Origin of the sequence: Providencia sp. PROV272 (genome assembly GCF_049901975.1) — a bacterium.
Classification (GTDB): domain Bacteria; phylum Pseudomonadota; class Gammaproteobacteria; order Enterobacterales; family Enterobacteriaceae; genus Providencia; species Providencia stuartii.
On the sequence record NZ_CP096291.1, the window covers coordinates 210,349 to 223,587 of the forward strand.

Sequence of the window (13,239 nt, forward strand, 5' to 3'; positions counted from 1 at the left end):
TTATGTCGTGTATATAAGTTCGCCAATAAAAAAGCATAAGATACAGCCTGTAAGTAGGTATTCGGCGCAATTGAGGAATGTTAATGTCAGAGCAAAATATCGTTTGGGATCTCTCTCTCATCCAAAAATATAATTATTCAGGGCCACGCTATACGTCATACCCGACAGCTTTGGAATTTAACCAAGAGTATGATGAGAGTGCGTTTGTGGCTGCAACTCAACGCTACCCTGAAAACCCATTATCGCTCTATGTTCACATCCCTTTTTGCCATAAGCTTTGTTATTTTTGTGGCTGCAATAAACTGGTGACACGGCAAAAGCATAAAGCAGATGAATACTTGCAGGTCATCGAAAAAGAGATTATTCAACGTGCAGCCTTATTAAAAGGGCGAACCGTTACACAGATGCATTGGGGCGGCGGCACACCTACTTATCTCGATAAGGCTCAAGTTAGCCATTTGGTCACTTTGCTCAAAACACACTTCCATTTCTCTGATGACGTTGAAATGTCGATAGAGGTAGATCCCCGTGAAATTGAACTGGATATGATAGATCATTTGCGCAGCGAAGGGTTCAACCGCCTGAGTATGGGGGTGCAAGATTTTAATAAAGACGTTCAGGTTTTAGTTAACCGCGAACAAGATGAAGATTTTATTTTTGCGCTCATTAATCGAGCAAAAGAAACGGGGTTTACATCAACCAGTATTGACCTGATTTACGGTCTACCAAAGCAAACCCCAGAAAGCTTTGCTTTTACCTTGAAAAAAGTGATTGAACTGTCACCGGATCGTTTAAGCGTGTTTAACTATGCTCATTTGCCTAACTTGTTTGCGGCACAGCGTAAAATTAAAGATGAAGACTTGCCAAGTGCTGAGCAAAAACTGGATATTTTGCAAGAAACCATCGCGACCTTAACCTCAGAAGGCTATCAGTTTATTGGTATGGATCACTTTGCCAAACCACAAGATGAGTTAGCCGTTGCACAGCGTGAAGGGATTTTACATCGCAACTTCCAAGGCTACACCACTCAAGGGGATTGTGATTTATTAGGATTGGGCGTATCGGCGATCAGTATGTTGGGTGATAGTTATGCGCAGAACCAAAAAGATTTAAAAACCTATTATGCGCAAGTAAAAGAGCAAGGGCATGCTTTGTGGCGTGGGTTAGTGTTAACCAATGATGACTGCTTACGCCGAGATGTGATAAAGACACTGATTTGTAATTTCCAACTTCATTATGCGCAAATTGAGGCGCTTTATCCTATCGAGTTTAAACGCTATTTTGCAGAGGATTTAGCGCTGTTAAAACCGATGGAAGAAGATGGCTTAGTCGAAATAACAGAAACCGCGATTAAGGTGACTCCTCAAGGGCGCTTGCTGATCCGCAATATCTGTATGTGCTTTGATGTCTATTTGCGTAATCAAATGCGTCAACGGCAATTTTCTCGTGTTATTTAAATACATGGCTCCATATTACAATGGAGCCGTTTGAGTATTTAGCGTTCGATTTTCTCTAGTAACTGGTAAGTCGCTGTAATGCGCTGAGGAATAGGTATCCATTTATTGGATAGCATAACAATGGCAATCTTCTCTTCTGGAATAAATATCGCGTATGTCGCAAAGCCATTGCTAGAGCCAGTCTTGTTATAATAAGCGCGTACTTCTGGCGCCATGGCTGGCTTAATCAATTCCACTTTTTGTGGTTTGAGAGCCATATCATCACGGTTGCCTTGCAGTAATTGTGAAAGCGACACCGGCCATGGATAGCTTTCCCACATCATATCCTGCACAAACGAATCGGTTAGGTAAACGCCAGTATGGGTGTTTTCAATCGCTTCTTGCCAAGTTTTCGCCACTTTAATGGATTGCATATTGATTTCTAAATAACGGATCAAATCTTTGGCATTGGACTTTAGGCCATAAGCCTCTGGTCCAAGGATTGCTAGGTTTAAGCGAACAGGCTGATTTTGCTTATTGTAGCCTTGTGCGTAATATTTCTCTTGGCTTTTGGGAACATGGATATAAGTATGTTTTAAGCCAAGTGAAGGCAGCATCAATTTTTCCATAGCCTGAGAAAAAGGCATATTAAGTTGCTTTGCCGTCACGATACCAAGTAACCCAACCCCTAAATTTGAATAAGAACGATATTGTCCAACCTCATTGTCAGGAAGCCATTTTTGATAATACGCCATTAATTGATCGTTGGTTTTGATATCGCTAGGTACAAATAGCGATAACCCTGATGTATGGGTGGCTAAATTCATCACGCTAACATTATCAAAAGCACTGCCTTTTAATTCAGGTAGGTAATGACTGACACTTTGGCTAAAGTCGAGTTTTCCTTGAATTTGCGCATAAGTTGCCAGTGTTGCGGTAAAGGTTTTTGATAAGGAGCCAATTTCATACAGCGTCCTATCAGAAACAGGAATTTGGGTCTGTTTTGACTGAACACCGTAATGGTAAATAGCTTGTTTGCCATTCACTGAGATGGCAACAGACATACCCGGGATCTGTTCTTGTTTCATCAGGGGCTTGATAATGTCATCGACCTCTTGCTGTGTAAGGGCAAAGGCGGAAATCGATGTCATTGCTAAACTTAAGGCGATAAAAAGCCGCCCCTGACGAAAAATATTTTTCATAGAGTTATCCATTAAAGTAAAAGTTTTAGTTATTGATAATTAAAATTCAGGTATTCTAATTTCCACATGCCTTAGATGCTGAGGCATTGATTAATACCGTATTGTCCGATGATGAGCAAAGAGTATGCCTATTTTAAATTCTGATTTGAAACGATATAAAATTCGATGAGGTAAAAGAAAAACTTATGTCAGGGAATTATCGTCATCGTCTCCCTTTGAATGCGTTGAGAGCATTTGAAGCTTCAGCGCGGCACCTAAGCTTTACAAGAGCAGGGCTGGAGTTGAATGTGACCCAAGCCGCTGTGAGTCAGCAGGTACGTTTGCTGGAAGAGCAGCTTGGACTTGAGCTATTTATTCGCTTACCTCGGGGGCTGGCTCTGACCGATGAAGGGTTGGCTTTACTTCCTGTACTCAGCCGCTCATTTGACCAAATAGAGTCATTGTTACAACAATTTGAAGATGGGCATTACCATGAAGTCTTGAGTGTCTCCGTTGTCGGTACGTTTGCAGTAGGTTGGTTATTACCACGCTTACCCGCTTTTGCTGCATTGTATCCTTATATCGATTTGCGCATCATGACGCACAATAACGTGGTTAATTTAGCAGCCGAGGGGGTTGATTTTGCGATCCGTTTTGGGGAAGGATTGTGGCCATTAGCAGAAAATACGGCGCTATTTTCAGCGGCTCATACCGTACTGTGCTCTGAAAAAGTGGCCAATAAGTTAACTCATCCATTAGATTTAAAAGATCACAGTTTGATGCGCTCTTATCGTAAAGACGAATGGGAAAAATGGCAGATAGCAGCAGAGCTTGAGCCATGGCGAGTGAAAGGGCCAATTTTCGACTCTTCGCGCTTAATGGTTGAAGCTGCGCTGTTAACGGATGGCGTGGCGCTGGCTCCAAGTTGTATGTTCGAGCACGAATTGAGCGCCGGTACATTGGTTCAACCGTTTGATATTAGCGTCACTTTAGGGGGATATTGGCTGAGTCGATTGAAATCACGACCGACAACCCCTGCAATGGCTATCTTTCGTCATTGGCTACTTGCAGAGGTGCAGAAATAAGCCTGTGGTGATTTACTCGATACCCAACTCTTTTAATTTGCGGGTGAGAGTATTTCGCCCCCAACCTAATAAACGAGCCGCTTCTTGTTTGTGCCCATTCGTATATTTGAGGGCGCAATTTAGCATGGTATGCTCCATTAGAGGGACGGTTTGAGCTAATAAGTTTTCTTTACCTTCAGCTAATGCACTGTGTGTCCACTGCTCGAGCAGTTCAAACCATGATGGATGATGACTTGTGACAGACTGACGTGCTGCTGGCTCCTCGCTAGCATCGTCCGGTTGTGGGCTATCCAACAGGTCCTCTGGTAAATCTTGCGGTAGAATTTCTTGGCTAGCCGCCATAACCGTTAACCAGCGACAAACGTTCTCCAATTGCCTCACGTTACCGGACCAATGATAGCGTTGCAGAATATGTTCACTATCTGGATGTAGTACCTTACTATCGACACCGAGCTCTTTGGCAGTATTTTGTAAAAAATAATGGGCAAGACGTGGGATATCTTCTGTTCTTTCACGTAATGGTGGGAGCTGTACACGGATGACATTTAAGCGATGAAATAAATCCTCACGGAATAGCCCCTCTTTAACACGTTTTTCTAGATTTTGGTGTGTTGCTGCGATAATACGCACATCGACTTTTACCGGAGTATAACCGCCGATACGATAAAATTGCCCTTCCGCAAGAACTCTCAATAGTCGTGTTTGTATATCTAGAGGCATATCGCCAATTTCATCAAGAAATAGTGAGCCGCCATTAGCTTGCTCGAAACGGCCTTGCCTAACCTGTGTGGCGCCAGTAAAGGCCCCTTTTTCATGACCAAATAGCTCTGACTCAATGAGATCTTTAGGAATAGCCGCCATGTTGAGAGCAATAAAAGGGCCGTTGGCACGAGGGCTATGCTGATGCAGTGCATGTGCAACTAATTCTTTACCTGTACCGGACTCACCATTAATCAGCACACTAATGGATGAGCGAGAGAGGCGACCTATGATCCGATAAACCTCTTGCATAGCAGGAGCTTCACCTATCATGGTGGAAGAGACACTCTCCGTTTTCTGTTTAGAATCACGTTCGAGGTGGTTTTGTTCTCGGCTATGGCTCAAGGCGCGTTCGACTAAAGCGACGGTTTCATCAATATCAAAAGGCTTAGGTAGGTAATCAAAAGCCCCCGATTGATAAGCATTTACCGCTGCATCAAGATCAGAGTGTGCCGTCATAATAATAATGGGAAGCGATGGGTGCGACTGCTTTAGTCGATTAAGTAAGGCTAAACCATCAATACCCGGCATACGAATATCTGATAACAAAACATCAGGGCAATCATGCTCTAAAGCGGCAAGAACAGCATCGGCACTGTCAAAGCAGGTGCAATGAAAAGAGGCACTATTTAAGGCGCGCTCAAGCACCCAACGAATAGAACTGTCATCATCAACAACCCAGATTTTTCCCTGCTGCATTGTTATCCCCTATTTTTTAATTGGTAGATAAATAGAAAATTCGGTATGACCGGGCCAACTGGTAAATTCAATTTTCCCAGCGTGCTGATCCACTAAACTGTGAACGATAGATAAGCCTAATCCTGTTCCGCCCTCGCGACCACTTACCATAGGATAAAACAACGTATCTTGGATAGCGGGTGGAATACCTGGGCCATTATCTTCAACATCAATACGAGCGGCTAAGCGATAACGCTCCCCTTGTAACATGACCTGAAATGCTGTGCGAGTGCGTAGCGTTATTGTGCCACCCGTATCGGAAAGTGCTTGTAACGCATTACGGATAATATTGAGTAGAACCTGTTCAATTTGATCGGGATAGTACTCAAGATCAGGCAAACTAGGGTCATAATCGCGTATTAACGTGATATTTTCGGGCTTCTCTAATGACACAAGGCGCACGATATTTTCAGCGCTGTGGTGAATACTCTGTTGTGTTTTTGGCCCAGGGTATTGAGGGCCAAGTAATCTATCGACTAATGCCCTTAATCGGTCGGCTTGTTCAATAATAACTTGCGTATATTCATTCAGTTTTGGGTCAGGTAATGCCCTTGAAAGCAACTGTGCAGCGCCTCTTAAGCCGCCTAATGGGTTTTTTATTTCATGAGCCAAACCCCGGATCAGCTCTCTTGCTGCCAATTGCTGAGCATTTTGTACCTGCTCTTGGCTGAGCCTGCGTTGGCTATCTAATTGAGACAGTTCCAACAAAATAAACTGAGCAGAGAAAGGCTGTGCACTTAACGACATAACATGGGAATGATTATTAAAAACGAGCGTAACTTCGTTATCGGTGAAGCTATGGCCCTCTTTTAAGCTATTTAACATTAGCTCATCATTTAAGGAGCAATAATTGCAAAGTACAGGTAATGGGGTGCCATATATTTTACGTTGGCTTTGGGCAAGTATTTGTAAAGCCGCATGATTGGCATAATGGATCACAAGGTCATAATCAACGATTAAGACGCTGTTTAACAGTGAATCAAGAATATGTTCCGGTGCTGGCAAATGTTCGGCTTTCATGTAATTCTGCTCCTGCACTATTTTGGTGCATTATACTTGATTTACCCAACAAAGCTGCAATTTGAATAACGGTGCCGTAAATAAAATGATACCACTGAAAGTAGGAGAAAAGGCCCCATCAGAGATGGGGCAAATGTTTCACGGCAACAAAGACTAGCAGTGGAACGGCGTGTTACACACTGTAGTACATTTCAAATTCTAATGGATGCGGGGTCATGCGAACGCGTTGAATATCGCTACGGAGTAGTTCGATATAGGCATCAATTGCATCGTTGGTGAATACACCACCGCGAATTAAGAATTCACGATCTTTATCTAGCTCAGCCAAGGCTTCTTCTAGTGAACCAGCCACTGTTGGGATCTCTTTTGCTTCTTCTGGTGGCAGGTCGTATAGGTTTTTATCCATGGCGTCGCCCGGATGGATTTTATTGATAATGCCATCAAGACCCGCCATTAATTGCGCAGCAAACGCTAAGTATGGGTTGGCTGCTGGGTCAGGGAAACGCACTTCAATACGACGCGCTTTGGTGCTTGCAACCACAGGGATACGAATAGATGCAGAGCGGTTACGTGCAGAATAAGCCAACATAACTGGTGCTTCAAAGCCCGGAACCAGACGTTTATACGAGTTGGTTGTTGGGTTAGTGAAGGCATTCAGTGCGCGTGCGTGCTTGATAATGCCGCCAATGTAGTAAAGCGCCATTTCTGACAAACCACCGTATTTATCGCCTGCAAATAGGTTAATACCATCTTTTGACAGTGACATATGGCAGTGCATACCTGAACCGTTATCACCGACTAATGGCTTAGGCATAAAGGTCGCCGTCTTACCGTAAGCATGGGCAACATTGTGCACGACATATTTATAAATCTGTGTTTCGTCTGCTTTTTTGGTCATTGTATTAAAGCGGCATGCCACTTCGTTTTGACCTGCGGTAGCCACTTCATGGTGATGAGCTTCAACGACTAAGCCCATTTCTTCCATGGTGGTACACATCGCAGAACGGAGGTCTTGTGAAGAATCGACGGGGGGAACTGGGAAGTAACCGCCTTTTACACCCGGACGGTGGCCTTTGTTACCGCCTTCATATTTTGTACCAGTATTCCAAGCCGCTTCAATATCATCAATGTGATAGTAGCTGCTGTGCATGCTGTTACCAAAACGAATATCATCAAAGATGAAGAATTCAGGCTCTGGCCCAAACAGCACGGTGTCAGCAATACCGCTGGCACGTAAAAAATCTTCTGCACGTTGAGAAATAGAGCGCGGGTCACGGTCGTAACCTTGCATTGTGCCTGGCTCAAGAATATCGCAACGAATGATCAAAGTTGGGTCGGCAAAAAATGGGTCGAGCATTGCAGTGGATGGATCTGGCATTAGCACCATGTCAGACTCGTTAATGCCTTTCCAGCCACCAATTGATGAACCATCAAACATTTTACCTTCTTCAAAGAAGTCTTCGTTGACTTGATGAGCAGGGATGGTGATGTGTTGCTCTTTACCTTTGGTATCAGTAAAACGCATGTCAATAAATTTTACTTTGTGCTCTTCTATCAGCGATAAAACGTGTTCTGCGGACATCGTCGGCTCTCCTGGTCAGGTCGGGTCTGCAAAATAACCACATACAGTTGCGTTACTTTTTGCAATTATTTCTGGCTTTTCAGCATCAGTTAATCAAGGTGTAACTTCTCACATAAAAGTATAAGCGAAAAACGTGCCAACTTTTTAAAATAGCCTAAATATGGAGTGTTACGCCGTTATGACAAATTAGTAGGAGAGTACATGTGAATTATTGCACCAATATGGTGCATTTTCTATGTGGAGTGCACTATATTGGTGCTTTAGTAATAAAAAGCGAGGATTAGCGGCTACACAAAGGTTTTGCCGTGCCAAAGTAAAGTCATTATTAATGGCTAGTAGAGAGGGGGAGCTTTGACCGTTAGCCCTGTGCTTGACGTCAAAACACAAGGCCATTTAGATAAAATAAATGATTAACCAACCCGCTTTTTATTCATCAATGTTATCAGTTAATAAAATGTTGACTTGCTCAATTTGCTGTACGGCATCATTGATGATTTGCGCAATTTGACGAGTTTGTTGTTCACTTAATTGTTTTAAAACCATTTTATGGCGCAAGAGCGCTTTAAAACGGCTGACAGCCATTTCGATTTCTTCAGATAAATTACCGCCGTGCTGCATATCACGCGCTTTGGCTAATTTACGGAAAATAATGGTTTCTGTCTCTTGATTCGCTTTTAAATGTGCTGCACCTTCTGCCGTGATTTTGAAACTTTTACGGTTACGTTCAACCACTTCTGACTCAAGGAAACCTTGTTCTTCGAGTAGTGTTAGCGTTGGATAAATAACACCTGGGCTTGGTACATAAAGGCCATTTGAGGCTTCTTGGATATCTTTGATAATTTCATAGCCATAGCTAGGTTTTTTAGCCACTAATGAAAGCACCATAATGTGCAAATCACCATGATCAAATAAACGGCGTAATCCACGACCTCTATGGCGACCACCACCCTGCCCACGTCCCTCACCGCGACCATGGCAACCTTCGCCATGACCATGACGACCTTCGCCGTGGCAACATTGGTGTCCATGACCGTCTTCATGGCGTGAATGATAAACATGACGGCAACAATGAATTCGCATATAATTCTCCTTGATTAGATATATCGAATTTACGAGAACAAATATAATTAGATATATCTAATTGGTCAATTTAGATATATCTAAATTACAGAAAAAAGCGTGAAAGAGGGAGTTAGTAGAAGAATTTCTATTTTTTATTCTTTTTTACGGCTGTTAAAATTTAAAATATAGCGTATTATTCTGTTACTTTGTGATTTCTCAGTATTGATACCAGTTATTTTTTGAGATATTCCGTAGTTGTTACGCAACTAAATGTTTTTTAGTTAAAAACTTTTTATACAGTGATGAAATTCACATTTATTCCACTTGCGCGGAAAAACGTGTAAAATAACAGCAAATTAACGTAGAAAGTATGCTTCCTATTTTGCAGTTTTATAGTTAGGCTCTATAAAGCATATTCCTTTCCTGTCAATTAAACGGTAAAAATCCTTGTCAATTCAAAACTTAAGAAATATCGCCATCATCGCTCACGTTGACCATGGCAAGACAACACTGGTTGGTAAATTATTGCAGCAATCAGGCACGTTCGGTGAACGTGAAACTGTGGATGAGCGTGTTATGGACTCCAATGACTTGGAGAAAGAGCGTGGTATTACTATCCTTGCCAAAAATACCGCTATCAAATGGAATGACTATCGCATCAACATCGTAGATACCCCAGGTCACGCCGACTTTGGTGGAGAAGTTGAGCGTGTTATGTCAATGGTTGACAGCGTTCTGCTGGTGGTTGATGCCACTGATGGCCCTATGCCACAAACACGCTTCGTTACCCAAAAAGCGTTCGATAATGGCTTAAAACCGATTGTTGTTATCAATAAGGTTGACCGCTCTGGTGCACGCCCTGATTGGGTTATTGACCAAGTATTCGATTTATTCGTTAACTTAGGCGCAACGGATGAACAGCTTGATTTCCCTATCGTTTACGCGTCAGCAATAAACGGTATCGCGGGTCTTGACCATACAGATATGGCAGAAGACATGACCCCGCTTTATGAAGCAATTGTCAAATATGTTGAGCCACCAAAAGTTGATCTGGAAGGGCCTTTCCAGATGCAAGTTTCACAACTAGATTACAACAGCTACTTAGGTGTTATCGGTATTGGTCGTATCAAACGTGGTACTGTTAAGCCAAACCAACAAGTGACAGTTATCGATAGCGAAGGCAAAACACGTAACGGTAAAATCGGTAAAGTTCTGACTCACTTAGGTTTAGAACGTATTGATTCTCAACATGCAGAAGCAGGTGATATCGTTGCTCTGACGGGTTTAGGTGAACTAAACATTTCAGACACTATCTGTAATGTGGGTAATGTTGAAGCGTTACCAGCATTGGCGGTCGACGAACCAACCGTGAGCATGTTCTTCTGTGTTAACACCTCACCATTCTGTGGTCGTGAAGGTAAATATGTGACTTCACGTCAGATCCTTGACCGTTTGAACAAAGAGCTAGTGCACAACGTGGCATTGCGTGTTGAAGAAACTCAAGATCCAGATGCATTCCGAGTTTCCGGTCGTGGTGAATTGCACTTGTCAGTTCTGATCGAAAACATGCGTCGTGAAGGCTTTGAGTTAGGTGTTTCTCGTCCAAAAGTTATCTTCCGTGAAGTGGATGGCCGTAAACAAGAGCCATTTGAGCAAGTGACTTTAGACGTTGAAGAGCAGCACCAAGGTGATGTCATGAAAGCGTTGGGTGAGCGTAAAGGTGACCTACGTGACATGATGCCAGATGGTAAAGGCCGTGTACGTCTTGATTATGTTATCCCAAGCCGTGGTTTGATCGGTTTCCGTACTGAATTTATGACGATGACGTCAGGTACGGGTTTGCTGTACTCAACATTCAGCCACTACGATGATGTTCGCCCAGGCGAAATTGGTGGTCGTCAAAATGGCGTATTGATCTCGAATGGTCAAGGTAAAGCAGTTGCTTACGCCCTGTACAGCCTACAAGACCGCGGTAAGCTATTCTTAGGTCATGGTGCAGAAGTGTATGAAGGCCAAATCATTGGTATTCACTCACGTTCAAATGACCTGACTGTGAACTGCTTAACAGGTAAAAAACTGACTAACATGCGTGCGTCTGGTACGGATGAAGCGACAACCTTGTCACCACCAATTAAAATGACTTTGGAACAAGCACTAGAGTTTATTGATGATGACGAATTAGTTGAAGTGACTCCACAGTCTATCCGTCTGCGTAAACGTCACTTAACTGAAAACGATCGTCGCCGTGCGAACCGTTCAAAAGAAGACTAATTTTTAGTTATTCTTCTTGCTGAAGGCGCTCATTGGGCGCTTTCAGATTGCTAACAAAGTCCTAGCCTAAAAGGTTAGGACTTTGCTGTTATGGGGCTAGTATAAATAGTGAGCTAGCCGACATATTCAAAGCCTCTCATTCCCATCATATTAATTCCAAACTATCGCACGAGATAAACACATTTCGGAAGGATATTTACGTTCGTAAAATCAATCAGTTCTGAGTGATATCTATTATCACACTGCAACTTGAGTAGATATAACGAATAATCAGTCATCGCGCGTGGAGAAGGAAAGCTCTTCCCAAAATTACCTTAATTTTGTTAGGCGCGATAAACGAACAGTAACGAAATTATTAGCGACACACATGTGTGACGACCTGAGCGGAATAAGTACAAACTACCGTGCATACAGCGCTGTATGTACGGTAGGGTAAGAGGATGGCGGGAAGCTATCCCACCTTCTATTGATACAGTAAATTTTAAAGGTAATGGGTGACTTATTAAGGTGTCAGTTGAGGATAAACCCCTGGCCCTATTGGTAAACCGGCATAGTACCAACCGACGAGCAGCAATATCCATACTGCAAAGAAAACTAGTGGGTAAGGCAGAATTAAGGTGTAATAAGTACCAAGCTGGGCATTTTTGTAATATCGCTGTAGAAACCCTAAAAATAGAGGTAAGAATGGAGACATCGGTGCAAGTGGGAGTACCGCGGAGTCAGCGATACGAAAGACTATCTGTGCAAAAGCAGGGTGGAAGCCTAACAGCACAAACATTGGCACAAATATTGGCGCTAAAATAGACCAAATTGCGGAGCCACTGGCAATAAACATACATAAGAATGCAGATAAAAACATCAAACCAATAAAGGCAGGCACGCCTGTCATTCCTAAATTTTCGAGTAAATCAGTCAAGCCAATCGCCATAAATTTCCCCATGTTGCTCCAGTTGAAAAACGCAACGAACTGAGACAGAGGGAAAACCATGACAATAAAGCCCGCCATGCTTTTCATGGGGTCAACTAATAGGTCAGGAATATCATTTGGTTTTTTAATTTGCTTGGTCGAAATACCATAAGTAATTGAGACGACAAAGAAGAAAATAATGATGACAGGCACAATACCTTTAATAAATGGTGAAGGGATCACCGAGCCTGTCTGTGGGTCACGAAGTGGTGCACCTTCAGGTACAACCATTAATGCGACGAGTCCAATAAATATTAATGCCGAGAGCCCGCTCATTAATAACCCACGATTTTGTAATGGGGTTAATTTTTCTAAGCGGTCATGAGAAGTGCCTTCCCACTTTGGTAACCGTGGCTCAATAAATTTATCCGTTAAGATGGCACCTGCAATCGTTAAGACGATGACGGATGTAGCCATAAAATACCAGTTATCAATGACACTAACATGTAAGTTAGGGTCGATGATCATGGCGGCTTCCGTACTGATCCCAGAGAGTAAAACATCCGTTGTAACAATCAGGAGGTTAGCGGTAAAGCCGGAGCCTACGCCAGCAATAGCCGCGAGTAGACCCGCGACGGGGTGACGACCAACCGCAATAAAAATTAATGCACCTAAAGGGGGCATAACCACCAAAGCGGCATCTGATGAAATATGGCTGAAAAAGGCGATAAATAATACCATATAGCTGGCGTAACGTTTATTAATCCCTGATGCCATCTTGTACATTAAGGCTTGTAATAAACCCACTTTTTCAGCGAGTCCTGCCCCGATGACGAGCGCTAAGATGGCGCCTAATGGAGCAAAGCTACTGAAGTTTTTGACAATATTAGGTAAAATCCACTGTATGCCTTCGACACTCAATAGGTTCTTTACGGAAACGAGTTCGCCGTTAGCTGGGTTCTTTACCGATAAATCAAACCAAGAAAGGATAGCCGTAGCGACCATTAAGATCGCCAGAAGATAGACAAAAAGAATGAAAGGGTTTGGTATTTTATTCCCAACACGCTCTATCCAACGAAAAATAGCACCTGGGCTCTTATTCATTGATGTTGTGGTTTGGCTCATGATGTTTTTCCTATGTATTTGCAATTATTGTTATTTTTATGGTCTTGATGGCGGGATTTGTGATTGTTATTGA

Annotated in this window: 9 protein-coding genes; 3 read left to right on the forward strand and 6 right to left on the reverse strand. The window is 42.9% G+C overall.

All coding sequences use genetic code 11. The features are described from left to right. The first annotated feature begins 83 nt into the window (after nucleotides 1–83). Complete coding sequence (gene hemN / locus M1E93_RS00900; protein WP_104873058.1) at nucleotides 84–1,457, forward strand: oxygen-independent coproporphyrinogen III oxidase; 1,374 nt, start codon at nucleotides 84–86, stop codon at nucleotides 1,455–1,457. Between the two features lie 38 nt (nucleotides 1,458–1,495). On the opposite strand, the gene ampC is transcribed toward hemN, so the two are convergent. Continuing rightward, nucleotides 1,496–2,650 carry a class C beta-lactamase gene (gene ampC / locus M1E93_RS00905; RefSeq protein WP_004923631.1) on the reverse strand — a complete coding sequence of 385 codons (1,155 nt, stop codon included), beginning with the start codon at nucleotides 2,648–2,650 and terminating at the stop codon, nucleotides 1,496–1,498. Nucleotides 2,651–2,823: 173 nt separating this feature from the next. Here ampC and M1E93_RS00910 point away from each other — a divergent pair, with 173 nt between their 5' ends. Then, on the forward strand, nucleotides 2,824–3,702 hold the full coding sequence (locus M1E93_RS00910; protein ID WP_014657004.1) for a LysR family transcriptional regulator: 879 nt from the start codon (nucleotides 2,824–2,826) through the stop codon (nucleotides 3,700–3,702). A 12-nt stretch (nucleotides 3,703–3,714) separates the two neighbouring features. Here the strand turns inward: M1E93_RS00910 and glnG are convergent, their stop codons facing one another. From glnG to M1E93_RS00930, 4 genes are all read right to left on the reverse strand, one after another. Further along, entirely contained in the window at nucleotides 3,715–5,160 is a 1,446-nt protein-coding gene (glnG, locus tag M1E93_RS00915) for a nitrogen regulation protein NR(I) (RefSeq protein ID WP_004923638.1), read from the reverse strand. Between the two features lie 9 nt (nucleotides 5,161–5,169). Further along, nucleotides 5,170–6,219: a nitrogen regulation protein NR(II) gene (glnL, locus tag M1E93_RS00920; RefSeq protein ID WP_004923641.1), complete on the reverse strand. Its 1,050-nt coding sequence runs from the start codon at nucleotides 6,217–6,219 to the stop codon at nucleotides 5,170–5,172. A gap of 172 nt (nucleotides 6,220–6,391) precedes the next feature. After that, the gene (glnA, locus tag M1E93_RS00925) at nucleotides 6,392–7,801 is read right to left on the reverse strand and encodes a glutamate--ammonia ligase (protein WP_004923644.1); all 1,410 of its coding nucleotides are present in this window, start codon (nucleotides 7,799–7,801) and stop codon (nucleotides 6,392–6,394) included. Nucleotides 7,802–8,227: 426 nt separating this feature from the next. Next, nucleotides 8,228–8,881, reverse strand: a complete 654-nt coding sequence (locus M1E93_RS00930) for a PadR family transcriptional regulator (protein ID WP_225829616.1) — start codon at nucleotides 8,879–8,881, stop codon at nucleotides 8,228–8,230. A gap of 429 nt (nucleotides 8,882–9,310) precedes the next feature. Between M1E93_RS00930 and typA the strand changes: the two genes are divergently transcribed. Then, nucleotides 9,311–11,134: a ribosome-dependent GTPase TypA gene (gene typA, locus M1E93_RS00935; protein ID WP_004923655.1), complete on the forward strand. Its 1,824-nt coding sequence runs from the start codon at nucleotides 9,311–9,313 to the stop codon at nucleotides 11,132–11,134. A gap of 502 nt (nucleotides 11,135–11,636) precedes the next feature. Here typA and abgT read toward each other — a convergent pair. Then, nucleotides 11,637–13,166 (reverse strand): p-aminobenzoyl-glutamate transporter, encoded by a 1,530-nt coding sequence (gene abgT / locus M1E93_RS00940; RefSeq protein WP_014657002.1) that lies wholly within the window; start codon nucleotides 13,164–13,166, stop codon nucleotides 11,637–11,639. Nucleotides 13,167–13,239 lie beyond the last annotated feature (73 nt).